This window comes from Streptococcus sp. 2741, from assembly GCF_013276315.1.
Taxonomy (GTDB): domain Bacteria; phylum Bacillota; class Bacilli; order Lactobacillales; family Streptococcaceae; genus Streptococcus; species Streptococcus pseudopneumoniae.
This window is the reverse complement of record NZ_VMKU01000116.1, coordinates 1-15,799: the sequence shown is the minus strand read 5'-3', so window position 1 is coordinate 15,799 and position 15,799 is coordinate 1. Positions and strand designations below refer to the sequence as shown.

Here is a 15,799-nt window from a genome sequence, read left to right as displayed (position 1 = left end):
TTGCAGATGGAAGCTGACGCAGTTTGAAGAGATTTTCGAAGAGTATCAACCACCATAAAAGAGGCAGACAAATCCACCTCTTATTTACCTAGTTCTTGTGTTCGTTTGTAGGCTTGACCAACTGCATCCATGACCGTTCCTCGAAAAGCATGCGCTTCTAGGCTCGCTACACCAGCGATAGTCGAACCGCCTGGGCTGCAAACTTGGTCTTTCAAAACTCCAGGATGTTGCTGACTTTCAAGGACCAATTGTCCAGCTCCTACCACAGTTTGAGCTGCCATTTTCAATGCTGTTTCTCGTGGCAATCCAGTCTGAACACCTGCATCTGCCAAGGCCTCGATAAAAAGATAGACAAAGGCTGGTCCACAACCTGCAAGACCTGTCGCTGCATCTATTAAGCTTTCTCCAAGTTCAACCAAAAGACCAGCCTTGGCTAAAAGCTGACAAAAGAGCTCACTGTCCTCAGCCCTGCAATTAGAAGACAAGGCATAACTAATCACTCCTTGTCCGATAGAAGCAGGGGTATTGGGCATCATACGAATAATTCTGTGCTGACTTGGAAGAAGACTAGCGAGTTTTCCCAAGGTCAATCCAGCTGCCATCGAAATCAAAAGAAGACTCTCTCGTTTTTCAAGGATAGTCTGGTATTGAGAAAGCAAGTCTGAGAACTGAGCAGGCTTCACTCCTAGAAAAATCACATCTGCTTCTGCAAACATTTCTTCATTGCTGGAAGCCTGACCACCAAAGTCTGCAATGAAAGCATCTACCTTAGCTTGACTACGATTGGCAAGGAGAATCTCATCTGACGTCCTAGTCTGCAAGACAGATTTTGCCAAGCTAGCACCCATATTCCCCAAACCGATAAATCCAATCTTCATCTCTTACTCCCTTATCTGTCCATCACCAGTAACCACATACTTGTAGCTAGTCAACTCTTTCAAGCCCATGGGACCACGCGCGTGCAATTTCTGAGTAGAAATTCCCATCTCACATCCAAGACCAAATTGTCCACCATCGGTAAAACGAGTTGAGGCATTGACATAGACAGCTGCAGAGTCCACTTGATCTGTAAAGTAAGCTGCAGCTTCAGCATTTTCCGTTACAATGGCATCCGAATGATGGGTACTATGGGCTTCAATATGGGCAACCGCTTCTTCTAAACTGCTCACAACCTTAACAGCTAAGACATAGTCTAAAAACTCGGTGTCAAAGTCTTGTGCCTCAGCTGCTTGACCTGAAAGAAACTGACTGGCTTTCTCATCCAAGCGGAATTGAATTGGTTCCAACCCAACTTCTTTACGCTCTGCAACTAGAACTTGCTCCAAGCGAGGAAGGAAGCTTGCTGCCTTGTCTTCATGAACCAGCAGAACCTCCATGGCATTGCAAACAGAGGGACGACTGGTTTTAGCATTGTTGATGATAGACAGCGCCTTGTCTTCGTCTGCATCCTTATCCACATAGACATGGACAATCCCAGTCCCTGTCTCGATAACAGGTACAATCGCATTCTCAACCACTGCATTGATCAAGCCAGCTCCTCCACGAGGAATGAGGAGGTCTAGATAGCCCTTGGCCTTCATCATAGCATAACTACTTTCATGGCTAGTATCTTCCACCAGTTGAATCACATTTGGGTGAATAGTAGTCGTCTCCAAGCCCTTCTTCAAGGCTGTGACAATGGCATGGGTTGTTTGATAGGCATCCTTACCACTACGAAGAACAACCGCATTTCCACTCTTAAGAGTCAAAGCAGCCGCATCAGACGTCACATTTGGACGGCTTTCATAGATAATACCGATGACACCCATAGCTACACGTTTTTTTGTGATAACCAAACCATTTTCAAGCTGACTTGTTTCTAAAACTTCACCGATTGGATCTGGGAAGGCAACCACTTCACGAATTCCTCTTGCCATCGCTTCTATACGATCTGCATCCAAATAAAGACGATCCAACATCACATCTGAGATTTTCCCCTTAGCCGCTGCCATATCGAGGGCATTAGCCGCTAAAATTTCCTCAGTAGCAGCCACTAAGTGATCAGCCATGGCTAGCAAGGCTTGGTTTTTCACTTCTTCACTAGCTGTGTTAATCGATTTTTTAACAGCCTGTACCTGTTCAAATTGTTCTTGTCTACTCACCATAGTTTACCTCTAAAATTCTGTAAAAAGTAGTTGGATTTCAGGAGTAATGGAAATCCAGTCGTCACGGTAAATCAAGACACCCTTGGCTTTTTGAGAACGCAACATATCCTCCAAAGCAGATGCTCCAAATTGCACGCGTCCTTTTCCAAGTGATTTTCCACTTTCCTTATCAAATACTGTCACGATATCACCGTAAGAAAAGGCTCCTTCTGCTTCAACGATACCAGATAAGAGAAGACTCTTTCCATGTTGAGAGAGAGCTTCCGCAGCCCCTTTATCAACCCAAATAGAACCTTGACTCTGAGCATAAAAGGCCAGCCATTGTTTCTGGGTACGAAGCCCCTTCTCTTGCGCAACAAAGTAGGAACCATCCTTGGTCTCCTCAGCCGCTTCAATCATGGCATCTGACTTCAAGGATGAGCAGATATAAACAGGAACACCCGATTCTGTCGCAATAGTTGCAGCTTTGATTTTGGTTAACATGCCCCCAGTTCCGTTTGACGAACCAGCTCCACCGGCCATATCGATAATCTCACGATTGATAGTCTCGATTTGCTCCAAACGTTTGGCTCTTGGATCTGAATTAGGATTTCCTGTATAGAGACCATCTACGTCTGTCAAGAGGATCAAAAGGTCTGCTTGGACCATGGCCGCCACCTGTGCACTCAGAGTATCATTGTCCCCAACCTTGAGCTCATCAATAACAACACTATCATTCTCATTGATGATAGGAATCGCCCCACGGCTAAGTAAAACCGACAAAGCCTGATGGGCATTTTTATAACGACGCTTATCTACAAAGTCATCCTGGGTTAGCAAGATTTGTGCAGAAACGATTTGGCGCAAGAGAAGATTGGTCGTGTATTCTTCCAACAAAAGCCCTTGTCCTACCGCTGCTGAAGCCTGTTTATCAGCAATTTTAGTCGGACGCTTTTTAAATCCTAAGGCTCCAAAACCAGCCGCAATGGCACCTGAAGACACCAAAATCAACTCATGACCAGCCTCGTGCAGCATAGCCAACTGCTGGGTAATATCCTTTACCTTACTACGTGATAAACTTCCATCCTCATTTGTCAGAGAAGAAGTACCCACCTTAAAGACAATCCGTTTGTATTTCATAGTCTCACTCCGATTATTCATATTTATCCATTATAACATGAATAACAGGAAATAGAAAAGAGTTGATAGGAAAAAGAAGGCCCTAAAACCTTCTTTTCTACTACTGTTCTGATTCCGATTTGTTTACACTCGTTTCAGAGCTTTGTGAAGTTGAGGATGTCAAATCTTGACTAGTTGAAGAATTTGTAACACTTTCATGTTGACTCGTTTCTTTATTTTCAAGATCCTTTTTCACTACTTCTTTGGATTCTTTTATTTCTGAATGACTTGTAGTTTTAATTGTAGCAGATTTCTCGATCGGAACATCCACTAACCAGGCACCACTTGAATCCACAGTATAGCCTTCTGGTGTCTTACCATTCACAAGTAATTGACCATTTTCTTTCAAGAAGTACCATTTATCCTTGTCTTTAATCCAACCTATAGCTCGTGAACCATCTGTCTTGTAGAAATACCAATCATTTGCCTTTTTAAGCCAGCCTTGCTTCATAGCTCCTGATTCTTCTAGATAGTAATGATGTCCAGCAACTTCTATCTCACCTGTCTTCATGATACCAGTAGAATCCATATAGTACCAGGCTTCTTTATCTTTTACCCAGCCCGTTTTCATTTCCCCTGATGGAGCAAAGTAATACCATTGCCCCTTATATTGAAGCCAACCTGTCTTCATAGAGCCATCAACATCCAAATAATACCACTGCTCTTTATCTTGAATCCAACCAATTTCCATCTGGTTTTCTTTGTTAAAATAATACCAGATTCCAGCGATTTTCTTCCAATTTTTAGCAGCAACACCAGAGTTTGTCAAATAGAACCAACGATTGTTCCATTTTTTCCATTGATTCTGTAATAAGATACCCGTTTGGTTAAAGTAATACCATTCACCCTTAATTTCATTCCAACCGACAGCATATTCTCCTGTAGAATCAGGCGCTTGATACCACCAGTTTCCATATGAACTCTTATGCCAACCAGCTTGAAAACTTGGAATAGGCTTGTAGGAAGTTGAAATGTTTACTAAACCGTCTTGTCGAATATCAAAAACTGTTGCATCATAGTCTTTGCTGGCTGCGTTGATTCTCTCAATTCCTCGTTCTTTGAGCCAATTAACATACTCACTATCAACACCATTTTTCCAAGGTAGACTATCCGAAGTTTGAACAATCAAACTCGGACTCAAATTTTTAATAAAATCCTTGGTATTTGATTTGTTGGTATCATGGTGATGATTAAACTTCATCAAATCAACTTTTCCAATGAGAGGTCCATACTTATCTTCCGCTCCATGCACATTATCTAAGTCGCCCCCAAGGTAAATTTTCTTACCATTGACTTTTACTACGCTAATCAAGGAATTGGAATTATCATCCCAAATTTTCTTTAATTCACCTGATGAATCTGTTTCATTTTCATAATTATATAGTTGAATATCCATGTCTCCAAACTGAAAATGAGCATCTCCTTGTGTGATATTTTGAATAACTGAAACACCTTTTTCAGCAGCAGTCTTTAAAACCTTATCATAGCCATACAGATTATCCCAAAGACGTTCAGGCTTAGTAATACGATTATCACTATATTTCTTAAGATAGACTCGGTCAACTGGATAGGTAGACAGTAATTCATCAACATTTCCAATATGGTCACTGTGGGTATGGGTTACCAAAATAAAATCAAGTTTTTGGACACCCAATTCCTTCAAACGACGAAAGACACGGTCTGTTAGAACATGCTTATAAGTTGTATTGATACCCTGTCTCCATGGATAACGAGAATCACTTCCATCTGGGAAATCATAATCTTCTCCTGTATCCACCATGGCAAAATGTCCATTGCTTTCAAGAATAATCGCATCACTGCCACCTTCATGAACATTTATAAAGTGGATTTTATTTCCTGAACTTTCTTGAGCTTGAACATTTCCATACCATGACAAGCCTAAAAAAGCGCCTGCAAGTGCTAAACTAGTTAATTTCTTTTTCATTCTTACTTCCTCAATCTCTCCAATGTTTCCTTAAAAATTGCTGGGATATCTGCTGTAAATTCTAAGGTCTCACCTGTTCTCGGATGAGTAAAACCTAGAGTCTTGGCATGAAGAAATTGTCCATGCCCCTTAAGTGTCTTACGAGGACCATAGACTTCATCCCCAGCAACTGGATGACCGATATAAGCCATGTGGACACGAATCTGATGGGTACGCCCTGTCTCTAGTTGCAACTCCACTAAGCTATAATCGCCAAAGCGTTCCAAGACGTGGAAACGAGTTACTGCAGGTTTCCCTTTAGCAGTCACAGCCTGTTTCTTACGATCTTTTTCACTCCGGCCAATCGGTGCTTCAATCACACCGCGATCATTGGGCAAATTTCCATGAACAATCGCCCAATATTTGCGGAGAGACTTTTTATCCTTGAGTTCTTGGGCAAGTGCTAGATGCGCCTCATCATTTTTAGCAATCATAAGAAGACCTGACGTATCCTTATCAATACGATGAACAATTCCTGGACGCAGAACCCCATTGATACCCGACAAGTCCTTAATATGATACATAAGGGCATTTACTAGGGTTCCACTAGTATGACCAGCACTCGGATGCACAACCATTCCCTGAGGTTTGTTGACAACAGCCACATCCTCATCTTGGTAGATGATTTCTAGCGGAAGATCCTCAGCCACATACTCTAAAACCTCTGGTTCTGGCACATGGTAAGTGACGACATCGCCCTCTTGGACAGTGTATTTAGCTTTCTTGACTTGGCCATTGACCAAGACCTGGCCTGATTTGATTTGTTCATTCGCGAGACTACGTGATAATTCTGTCAAATCTGACAAAGCCTTATCTAAACGCAGGCCACCAGTTTCAATTTTAATTTCCATTTATTTCCTCTTTTAGCATTGCAATCAATAAAATAATCACTCCAACAGTCAGATAGCTATCTGCCACATTGAAAATTGCAAAATTGATAAAGTCAAGGTGAAACATATCCACAACAAAGCCCTGACTGACCCTGTCAATAAAGTTTCCAAGACCACCCGCGATTATCAGAGTCAAACCCAAGACCATCCAGAATGAGTCCTCCATGTGCTTATGTAGATACCAAATGGCACCTACCACGACGACCAGGGTAATGACAGCGAATAACAACTGCTGATCTTGTAAGATAGAAAAGGCTGCCCCTCGATTTTGCAGGTAGGTCAAGCTAACGAAATTGGGAATCCAGGAGCGCACTTCACCCAGTGGAATCTGTTGGACGATATAGGATTTAACTAACTGATCCAGCGCAATCAAAAGCAGTACAATGACTGCCACTATTCCTCTTTTTTTCATGATTTCCTCTTCTGATTAAAATATTCTTGCATGACTTCTACGAAAAGAGTTCCAGCTTGACTCAGCTCCACTTCTTCACGTTTAACATAGACCATGCGGTTATCTAGGTTATCCTTGAGACGAATAACTGTGATGCCATTCACACTGTCACTATCTAAAAATCCAGAACCTGTCGCATAAGCGTCCGTCCGCTCCAAAATACCATTCAAAGTAGCACGGTCTGTCACATTAAACATCTGCGAGCTCGCGCTGGTATCAACAAAGTTCTCTGAATAATAAAGATACTCGTCTTTCTCTTGCGTGAAACGAACCGTTGGTAGATCCGCTAAATCCTCCATGACCAATTCCTCTTTCTGAGCTAAAGGATGCCCCTCACGGAGATAAATATGGGTATGGAAGGGAATTAGTTCAATAACCTCTAGGCCTAACTTTTCAACCCGTTGCATAATCCCTTTTTTATTTTGATTATTGAGGTAGATAATCCCAATCTCACTGTGACCTTGCGCTACTTCGTCTAAAATTTGAACAGTAGTTGATTCAAAAATACGGAAGTTCTTATAATCAGGATAGCGCTCTGAAAAGGCCGTAATGGTTGGTGGCAAGAAGTCATAGTGCTGACTGGCAATGGAAAATTCATCCTTTTCTTCCTCAGGATGGGCATACTGATTTTGAAAAATATCAAATCCTTTAACCAATTCTTGCGCTTTTTCATAGAATTCCATACCACGACGAGTCAAGAAAGTCCCTGAGCTGGTCCGACGGAAAATCTTAAAACCCAATTCTTTTTCCAAATCACGAACAGAAATAGACAGACTCGGCTGACTAACATACATCTTTTCAGCAGCTTCACGAAAAGTACCGCTATTGGCAATGGCCACAACATAGCGTAATTGTTGAATGTTCATCTTCTACCTCCAACTTCTTTATCTTTTCATTATACCATATTTTAGAAGTTTTCCAAAAAGGAAAAAAGAACATCCTATTCTTCTTAACCTTCTTAACTATCTTCACTATCTGCCTTTCTCAAGCCAACCTTATTTTCAAAATCAATTCAAAAAATAACTGGATACACACCACTCCAATATCGAAAAGAAAAACGTTGACTATTTGTGAAAAAAGAAAATGCCGGAAAGTTCCGACATTTTTTTAGTAAGCTAACTTCCTGAAAATAGGAGTAACCATACATTCCAGAAGGCAGTGATATTGATGAGAATATGAACTAGTATTGGATAGTAGAGATTTTTTGTCATGCGATACAGTAGAGCTAAAATGAGACCTCCACTAGCATAAATGAAAAAAGCAAGAGGAGTTAAAGCAAAATTGATATGAATATAACCGAAAATAATAGCAGAAAGCAAGACATCTCCGTACCAAGGCGAGTTTTTGAAAAAGGTTGTCATAAGCACACCGCGATAAATCAATTCCTCAGCAATAGGGCCGATGAAGCAAGCCATGAGCAAGAAATAGGGTAATTCCTGTCTCCCTATCATTTCTATCGTTTCATTCAAAGAAATTTGATTTGAAGACGAGGGTATGAAATAAGACAAGAGGACGTCAGACATATACAAAATGATGTAACCCAGTAAAAGGTAGATAAAGTGCCTCAGCTGCCATTTGAAATGAAAAGTCTTCTTTCCTGCAAAAACTAGTAGATAGATGACCGCTAATAAAAGACCTCCACTCTCCATCCAAAGCAGAATCTGAAAAAATTCACGACTTGCTGGTAGATAGGGCTTTGCGAGGTGATTGAAAATTCCCCAAAACCAAGTTGATTTGTAAAAAATTAAGGATAATGCTAGTAAAATCTGAATAATCCGTTTTTTCATATTAAATCCTCTGTTTTCTCCATATTCCTAATAAATTTTACTTAAAATCTCGCAGGACTTCCTTTGCAAAGATGATTGCCTCCTCCAATATATCCTAAATCATAGGTTCCTCTGGGACAAAATCCATGAACCGGCATAGTTAATACCGGCTCTATTTGCCAAGGAAAATAACCATTAGGTTCTTTTCCATAGGGATCTGCTCCACCTTGTATCAGCTCTAATTCTTCATTTGTTAGATTTATATTTTTTGTCATTAAAATCATGATATATTTCCTCCGTTATTGTTTAGATTAGTTGAGTAATCTGATACTCATACCTACTTACAAAAAACTATTATATTAAGTTGGTTTTTTAATTTGTCTAGTTGCAACGTTGACAAGTTTAGTATAACATATCTTGGCCAAATATCCTCTTCAAATCATGAATTGTCATCAAAACGTCCTAAACTGCAAAATCAATTAGCTCCTGTCCCTTTGACCGTCATCTTCTCCAAAATATGTTATAATAATACCAAAAGATAAAGAAGGAAGACCTATGATTAAACTACTAGCCTTGGATATGGACGGAACCCTCCTCGATGAAGCCAAGGAAATTCCACAAGCTCACATTACTGCTATTCACCAAGCTATTGAAAAAGGTGTCAAATTGGTTCTTTGTACGGGTCGCCCGCTTTTCGGTGTCCTCCCCTACTACAAAAAACTGGGGCTTGGCCTCCAGAATGAGTATGTGATTGTTAACAATGGTTGCTCAACTCACCAGACAAGTGACTGGGGACTAGTTGACTGGCAAGAACTTAGTCCAGCAGACATCGAATACCTCTATGATCTAGCTGAAAAAAGTGATGTTCAGTTGACTCTTTTTGATGAGAAACATTATTTCGTCCTCGGTGGCAAGCCTAATCAAGTCATCCAGAATGATGCCGACCTAGTCTTTTCAGACTTGACTGAAATTTCCCTTGAGGAAGCGACTAGTGGTAAATATCGTATGTTCCAAGGCATGTTTTTGGGCAACGAAGAACAAACAGACGATTTTGAGCAGCGTTTTGCTGAGGAACTCTGCCAACGATTCAGTGGAGTTCGTTCGCAGCCTGTCATTTATGAAGCTATGCCACTTGGAACGACCAAGGCTACCGCTCTTTCACGATTAGCAGAGATTTTGAAGATTGATTCCTCAGAGATTATGGCCATGGGCGATGCTAATAACGATATCGAAATGCTCCAGTTTGCAGGGATGGGCATTGCAATGGGAAATGCAAGCGATTATGTCAAATCTCTTGCGGATGCCGTTACAGCAAGCAACGAAGAAGACGGTGTTGCGCGTACCATTGAGAAATATATTCTATAAATCTCGTAGCGGAGCAAATGTCTCTGATCAAACTGGACACTACGAATCCTTAATCAATCCAGAATTGACCTATATGGGTTTGGCAGCCTTTGAAAACCCTGTTACTCAAAATGGATGGATTACCGTTGCACAAAGTTTCGGAACATCATCTGGTGGCTCTGAAGAATTAGCTGGTGGTTATGGAAAAGCCATTCAATACATAGAAGCCTACTCTTCTCAGATTCAAACATTTGCGACTAAGGCGAATCTTTTTGACAAAAATTTGAAGGCTATCGGAACTCATAAAATCAAAAATGAAAATAAGAGTACAACGAATAATTCCTACAATTTCTTTAACCAAATGCAAGAAGTAGGTAAAAGTATGGGTTTTTGGCGACAAGCTGGCTCGCGTTGGTAGTTTATGCAACTTGATGGGATCTTACCCTTACAATCAGTGGGCAAAATTAGATAATATCTGGTATCGCTTCGATAGTTCAGTCTGGATGCAAGCAGGTTGGTTGAAAGACGGTGAGACTTGGTACTATCTCGACGGTTCAGGTGCTATGAAAACAGGCTGGATGAAGGTATCTGGCAAATGGTACTATGCTTATAGCTCTGGTGCTCTAGCAATCAATACGACTACACCAGACGGTTACCGTGTTAATTACAATGGGGAATGGGTAGGATGGTTTAACTACAACAAAAATACTCTATACTATCTCACAGTGAGTAGTCTTCACTTTCAAATAGTATAGAGATTTTTATTTACCTAGTATAGCTCTTATCTTAGGTGTTTATAACAAACTGAAACAAGAGTGGGACAAAAGAGCCTCGTAAAAGGTATTGCAACTTGGTAATACCTTTTTGAGGTGCTTTTTGATATGAGCACATGTCTTCTCAATAGGATTGTACTCAGGTGAGTAGGGAGGAAGGGGTAAAAGTTTATACCCAAACTCTTCACACAAGAATTCTATCCTAGCTATTCTATTGGAATCTTGCATTATCCATAATAATAACTGAGGGTGTGGTTAATGTTGGTAAGAGAAATTTCTGAAACCATGCTTCAAAAAAGTCGCTCGTCATCGTCTCTTCGTAGGTCATTGGAGCGATTAAGTCACCATTTGTTAGACCTGCAACCAAAGAAATCCCCTGATATCTTCTTCCAGAGACTTTACCTCCTATTAACTGACCCTTTGATGAGCGACCATATTCTCGATAAAAGTAAGTATCGAATCCTGTTTCATCAATATAAACAGGTGCTAAGTGCTTTAAACTATTAAAATTCTTAAGAAATAAGGCTACTTTTTCTGGGTCTTGTTCATAGATAGTATAGTACTTTATGGTTACCGAACAAGTCTAATGAAAAAATTCTGATGATAGTTCTAAATCTCAATAACCGCTTGGGTTCCATGATCCAACTCCAGCAAGACATCTATACTTGTATAGAAAATCCTGCCCTGAATAAGGAGATGTAAATATTTCTTTCCTCCAAAATGGTCATAGTTTTGCTGGCAAATCTAACATATCATGGATAAATTAACAAGTGATTTCTGAATTGCTAAACATTTTCTTTTCTTATAGCATATTTTCAGATTTTCTCTTTGAGAAAGATATTTACAAGAAAAAGGTTCGTTTTTTGTCTATTTTCAAAAAGTCTTAAAACTAAATTGAAAGAATTTTTAGAAAATTTTTGTTTTTCTCTTTACAGTTTAAAAAAATTCTGCTATAATAGCTCATGTAATAAAATATGACAACAAAAGGAGAACGATATGACATCTGCTAAAGAATATATCCAAAGCGTGTTTGAAACTGTAAAAGCTCGTAATGGGCACGAGGCTGAATTCCTCCAAGCTGTTGAAGAATTTTTCAACACTTTGGAACCTGTATTTGAAAAACACCCTGAGTATATCGAAGAAAATATCTTGGCACGTATTACTGAGCCTGAGCGCGTAATTTCTTTCCGTGTTCCTTGGGTTGACCGTGATGGAAAAATTCAAGTAAACCGTGGTTACCGTGTTCAATTCAACTCAGCTGTTGGACCATACAAAGGAGGACTTCGTTTCCACCCAACTGTAAACCAAGGGATTTTGAAATTCCTCGGATTTGAACAAATCTTCAAAAACGTCTTGACTGGACTTCCAATCGGTGGAGGTAAAGGTGGATCAGACTTCGATCCTAAAGGTAAAACAGATGCTGAAGTGATGCGCTTCTGCCAAAGCTTCATGACTGAGTTGCAAAAACACATCGGACCATCACTTGACGTACCTGCTGGTGATATCGGCGTAGGTGGACGTGAAATTGGTTACCTTTATGGTCAATACAAGCGTCTTAACCAATTTGATGCTGGTGTCTTGACTGGTAAGCCTCTTGAATTTGGTGGTAGCTTGATTCGTCCAGAAGCAACTGGTTACGGTTTGGTTTACTATACTGAAGAAATGCTGAAAGCTAACGGTAATAGCTTTGCTGGTAAGAAAGTGGTTATTTCAGGTTCTGGGAACGTTGCTCAATACGCTCTTCAAAAAGCGACTGAACTTGGCGCTACTGTCATCTCTGTATCTGACTCAAACGGTTATGTCATCGATGAAAATGGTATCGACTTCGATCTTTTGGTTGATGTTAAAGAGAAACGTCGTGCTCGTTTGACTGAGTATGCAGCTGAGAAAGCAACTGCAACATATCACGAAGGTTCTGTATGGACTTACGCTGGAAACTATGATATTGCGCTTCCATGTGCTACTCAAAACGAAATCAACGGTGAAGCAGCTAAACGTTTGGTTGCTCAAGGCGTTATCTGTGTATCTGAAGGTGCCAACATGCCGAGCGACCTTGATGCCATCAAAATCTACAAAGAAAATGGTATCTTCTACGGACCTGCCAAAGCTGCCAACGCTGGTGGTGTAGCCGTTTCAGCCCTTGAAATGAGCCAAAACAGTCTTCGCCTCTCATGGACTCGTGAGGAAGTTGATGGACGTCTCAAAGACATCATGACAAACATCTTCAACACAGCTAAAACAACTTCAGAAACATATGGTCTTGATAAAGACTATCTTGCAGGAGCAAACATTGCTGCATTTGAAAATGTAGCAAACGCTATGATTGCCCAAGGTATTGTTTAAGATTCATTTGCTTAATCCTCAATCGCTTCGATTGGGGATTTTTATCTTGAGTTAAACGGTTGGGAAATTCTAATTTAATTAAATTAAATGAAATAAAAACCGAACAAATTGATTGCGGAATTCAAACCAATTTCTAACAATGTTTTATAAAACTCAGTGGACTATTCTAAATTCAATCTATTTTATACTTTTCGAAAATCTCTTCAAACCACGTCAGCGTCGCCTTACCGTAGATATGTTACTGACTTCGTCNNTGTTTTGAGCAGCCTGCGGCTAGTTTCCTAGTTTGCTCTTTGATTTTCATTGAGTATTACTTACTCGCCAACTTCTTAAACAAAAAGAAAAACCACTACTCCTAAGAATAGCGATTTAATCATGTTTTTAAGCTACTAATGTAGTCGCTCTATTATTTAAGAGTAACTGAAGCTCCAGCTTCTTCCAATTTAGCTTTGATTTCTTCAGCTTCTGCAGTTGCAACGCCTTCTTTAACAAGTGCTGGTGCACCGTCAACAAGTTCTTTAGCTTCTTTAAGACCAAGACCTGTGATTTCACGTACAACTTTGATAACGCCAACTTTTTTGTCGCCTGCAGATGTCAATTCAACGTCGAATGAATCTTTAGCAGCACCAGCGTCAGCAGCACCAGCTGCAGCAACAGCTACAGGAGCAGCTGCAGTTACACCAAATTCTTCTTCGATAGCTTTTACAAGGTCGTTCAATTCAAGGATTGAAGCTTCTTTAATTTCAGCAATAATGTTTTCAATGTTCAATGCCATTGTTATTTCCTCCAAATATGTTTTAAATTTATAATAGATTTTCGTAGCTAGGCTACGCTACGTAGCTTAAGATTAAGCTGCGTCTTCTTTGCTTTCTGCAACCGCTTTGACTGCAAGAGCAACGTTGCGCACTGGCGCTTGAAGTACAGAAAGGAGCATAGAAAGAAGTCCTTCGCGGTTTGGAAGAGTTGCAAGTGCAAGAATCTCTTCTTTAGATGCGACAGCGCCTTCGATTGCACCACCTTTGATTTCAAGTGCTTCAGCGTTTTTAGAAAAGTCGTTCAAGATTTTCGCTGGTGCAATAACATCTTCGTTAGAAAATGCTACTGCAGATGGTCCAACGAATACTGATGCAAGATCTTCAAGACCAGCTTTTTCAGCTGCACGACGCAAGATTGAGTTTTTAATGACTTTATACTCAACTTCGCTTCCACGAAGCTCACGACGAAGAACTGTATCTTGCTCAACTGTCAAACCACGAGCGTCTACAACGACGATAGATGCAGCAGCTTTCATTTTTTCAGCTACTACGTCAACTAGTTCCGCTTTTTTAGCAATAATTGCTTCACTCATTAGTGTGTTCACCTCCGTAATTATTTTGCTTGGGGAATTTTTCCAAAAGAAAAACGCGCCCAAACCTAGACACGAAAGTACAATACGCTTCTTTTTACATGATACGTTTTGTCCTCGGTAGGATATTTATGAGTCGAGCTCCCCTACTGTCTTAGGCAGTTTTTTCAAACCGTATATAAGTATAGCATAGTCAAAAAAAGAATGCAAGATTTTTACAAACTTTTTTTAAAATTTTTCGTGATTTTTCTTCTAAAGTTCTACTGTCAGAACTTGACCTTGCTTAACAACCTGTTCTCCAGCAATATAGACATCATCAACATCACTGGATTTGACAGCATAAACTAGGTGAGAGAGCATATTTTCTTGAGGTTGGAGATGGATTTTGCCTTGTGGTTGAATAACGAGAAAATCTGCCTGCTTGCCGACTTCTAGACTTCCTATCTGATTTTCCATTCCTAGAACCTTAGCCCCTTCGATTGTCAGTGCCTTGAGAGCTGTTTCGATAGGAAATTGGCTGGCATCTCCACTTTTCATCTTCTGAAGAAGGGCTGCAGTCCGTCCCTCCTCAAACATATCAAGATTGTTATTGGAAGCGACCGAGTCAGTCGCAATTCCGACTGCTACTCCTGCTTTTTGGAGCTGGATAATTGGAGCAATTCCTGATGCCAGTTTGAGATTACTGATAGGATTGTGAGCAATAGCCACTTGAGAAGTTGCCAAGCGTTCAATTTCTCGCTCGTTTAATTCGACCCCATGAGCAAAGACAGACGGATGATCTAAGTAACCCAGTTCTTCTAGAAAGGCGAGGGGGCGTTTGCCGTATCGTTTCAGGATAATGCCTGATTCTTCCTTGGTCTCCGCCACATGGATATGGATTGGAATAGCAAGCTCTTTTGCCATTTCCAAACTCGCTTCCAGCAAGTCTCTACTGCAGCTATAGGGAGAATGAGGTGCTACCATAACCTTGAAATTTGGATTTTTATATTTTAAGATTTCGTCTATGATGGATCGAGTTCTGCTTATAGTCTCAGCAGTTGTTTCTGTCTCTGAAGAAAAAAGAGTCGGAGAAAAATAACAACGCATCTTGGAATCTTTCACTGCCTGATAAATCTGCTCAATATTCACACCATTGGGATTATACATATCATTAAAGGTTGTTGTTCCTGACTGGAGTATCTCTGTCAGAGCTTCTTTGACCGCCTTAGTAGTCATGTCGGGAGTAAACTCAGCTTCTGCTGGCCAGATATAGTCATTGAGCCATTCATGGAGATTGCTATCATCCCGAATTCCTCTCAAACCTGTCATAGCAGAATGGGTGTGGCAATTGACCAACCCAGGCATAATCCAAGCTCCCTGATAGTCTATAATCTGCTCAGCTTGCTCTAAAAACGCTGGCTTATCTTGACCGACATAGACGATTTGAGAATCCTTGACTGCTAAGATTCCATCAAGATAAACATGGAAATCTTGATCACAAGTCACGATATTTACATTCTGAAAGACTTTCATTATAGGCTCCTTTTCTAAAAGACAAGTTATACTCTCTTCAAACTACTTCAGATTCACTTTGCCGTAGGTGTGGTTACTGACTTCGTCAG

At 40.5% G+C, this 15,799-nt stretch carries 14 protein-coding genes, 4 pseudogenes and 1 other annotated feature; of the genes and pseudogenes, 4 read left to right on the top strand and 14 right to left on the bottom strand.

Annotated features, from left to right (window positions below):
* Positions 1-80: 80 nt before the first annotated feature.
* The 7 genes from proC to HT671_RS09730 form a co-directional block, all read right to left on the bottom strand.
* Positions 81-878, bottom strand: coding sequence for a pyrroline-5-carboxylate reductase (gene proC / locus HT671_RS09760; RefSeq protein ID WP_000689703.1), 798 nt, complete (start codon positions 876-878; stop codon positions 81-83).
* A gap of 3 nt (positions 879-881) precedes the next feature.
* The gene (locus tag HT671_RS09755; RefSeq protein ID WP_000254672.1) at positions 882-2,144 is read right to left on the bottom strand and encodes a glutamate-5-semialdehyde dehydrogenase; all 1,263 of its coding nucleotides are present in this window, start codon (positions 2,142-2,144) and stop codon (positions 882-884) included.
* 9 nt (positions 2,145-2,153) lie between these two features.
* Positions 2,154-3,263 (bottom strand): glutamate 5-kinase, encoded by a 1,110-nt coding sequence (proB, locus tag HT671_RS09750; protein WP_000875755.1) that lies wholly within the window; start codon positions 3,261-3,263, stop codon positions 2,154-2,156.
* Positions 3,264-3,363: 100 nt separating this feature from the next.
* A complete protein-coding gene (gene cbpE / locus HT671_RS09745) occupies positions 3,364-5,247 on the bottom strand; it encodes a phosphorylcholine esterase CbpE (RefSeq protein WP_000728244.1) in 1,884 nt (627 codons plus the stop codon).
* Positions 5,248-5,249: 2 nt separating this feature from the next.
* Entirely contained in the window at positions 5,250-6,137 is an 888-nt protein-coding gene (locus HT671_RS09740; RefSeq protein ID WP_000403212.1) for an RluA family pseudouridine synthase, read from the bottom strand.
* On the bottom strand, positions 6,127-6,588 hold the full coding sequence (gene lspA, locus HT671_RS09735; RefSeq protein WP_000745672.1) for a signal peptidase II: 462 nt from the start codon (positions 6,586-6,588) through the stop codon (positions 6,127-6,129). The genes HT671_RS09740 and lspA overlap by 11 nt, the downstream gene beginning before the upstream one ends.
* On the bottom strand, positions 6,585-7,493 hold the full coding sequence (locus tag HT671_RS09730) for a LysR family transcriptional regulator (protein WP_001025687.1): 909 nt from the start codon (positions 7,491-7,493) through the stop codon (positions 6,585-6,587). The genes lspA and HT671_RS09730 overlap by 4 nt, the downstream gene beginning before the upstream one ends.
* Here HT671_RS09730 and HT671_RS09725 point away from each other — a divergent pair.
* Positions 7,486-7,691, top strand: a pseudogene (locus tag HT671_RS09725) (AraC family transcriptional regulator). The gene HT671_RS09730 and the pseudogene HT671_RS09725 sit on opposite strands and share 8 nt — an antisense overlap.
* A 51-nt stretch (positions 7,692-7,742) precedes the next feature.
* Here the strand turns inward: HT671_RS09725 and HT671_RS09720 are convergent.
* Both HT671_RS09720 and HT671_RS09715 read right to left on the bottom strand, forming a co-directional pair.
* Positions 7,743-8,414 carry a CPBP family intramembrane glutamic endopeptidase gene (locus HT671_RS09720; RefSeq protein ID WP_000746011.1) on the bottom strand — a complete coding sequence of 224 codons (672 nt, stop codon included), beginning with the start codon at positions 8,412-8,414 and terminating at the stop codon, positions 7,743-7,745.
* Between the two features lie 41 nt (positions 8,415-8,455).
* On the bottom strand, positions 8,456-8,677 hold the full coding sequence (locus HT671_RS09715) for an SP_0924 family bacteriocin-like peptide (protein ID WP_000602445.1): 222 nt from the start codon (positions 8,675-8,677) through the stop codon (positions 8,456-8,458).
* Between the two features lie 271 nt (positions 8,678-8,948).
* Between HT671_RS09715 and HT671_RS09710 the strand changes: the two genes are divergently transcribed.
* Entirely contained in the window at positions 8,949-9,758 is an 810-nt protein-coding gene (locus tag HT671_RS09710; RefSeq protein WP_000593560.1) for an HAD family hydrolase, read from the top strand.
* A pseudogene (locus HT671_RS12105) lies at positions 9,757-10,420 on the top strand (choline-binding protein C); the annotation flags it as partial. The gene HT671_RS09710 and the pseudogene HT671_RS12105, both read left to right, overlap by 2 nt.
* 111 nt (positions 10,421-10,531) lie before the next feature.
* Here HT671_RS12105 and HT671_RS09695 read toward each other — a convergent pair.
* Together HT671_RS09695 and HT671_RS11760 are read right to left on the bottom strand one after the other, a co-directional pair.
* Positions 10,532-11,066, bottom strand: a pseudogene (locus HT671_RS09695) (transposase); the annotation flags it as partial.
* Positions 11,067-11,122: 56 nt separating this feature from the next.
* Positions 11,123-11,303, bottom strand: a pseudogene (locus HT671_RS11760) (hypothetical protein); the annotation flags it as partial.
* Positions 11,304-11,506: 203 nt separating this feature from the next.
* Between HT671_RS11760 and gdhA the strand changes: the two are divergent.
* Positions 11,507-12,853: an NADP-specific glutamate dehydrogenase gene (gene gdhA / locus HT671_RS09690; protein WP_000199528.1), complete on the top strand. Its 1,347-nt coding sequence runs from the start codon at positions 11,507-11,509 to the stop codon at positions 12,851-12,853.
* 406 nt (positions 12,854-13,259) lie between these two features.
* Here the strand turns inward: gdhA and rplL are convergent, their stop codons facing one another.
* The 3 genes from rplL to HT671_RS09675 all read right to left on the bottom strand — a co-directional run bounded on the left by rplL (position 13,260) and on the right by HT671_RS09675 (position 15,710).
* Positions 13,260-13,628 carry a 50S ribosomal protein L7/L12 gene (gene rplL / locus HT671_RS09685; protein WP_001196965.1) on the bottom strand — a complete coding sequence of 123 codons (369 nt, stop codon included), beginning with the start codon at positions 13,626-13,628 and terminating at the stop codon, positions 13,260-13,262.
* 72 nt (positions 13,629-13,700) lie between these two features.
* Positions 13,701-14,201 (bottom strand): 50S ribosomal protein L10, encoded by a 501-nt coding sequence (gene rplJ, locus HT671_RS09680; RefSeq protein ID WP_001287278.1) that lies wholly within the window; start codon positions 14,199-14,201, stop codon positions 13,701-13,703.
* Between the two features lie 38 nt (positions 14,202-14,239).
* Positions 14,240-14,375, bottom strand: a sequence feature (ribosomal protein L10 leader region).
* Between the two features lie 75 nt (positions 14,376-14,450).
* Positions 14,451-15,710, bottom strand: coding sequence for a TRZ/ATZ family protein (locus HT671_RS09675; RefSeq protein ID WP_000862496.1), 1,260 nt, complete (start codon positions 15,708-15,710; stop codon positions 14,451-14,453).
* Between the last annotated feature and the right edge of the window lie 89 nt (positions 15,711-15,799).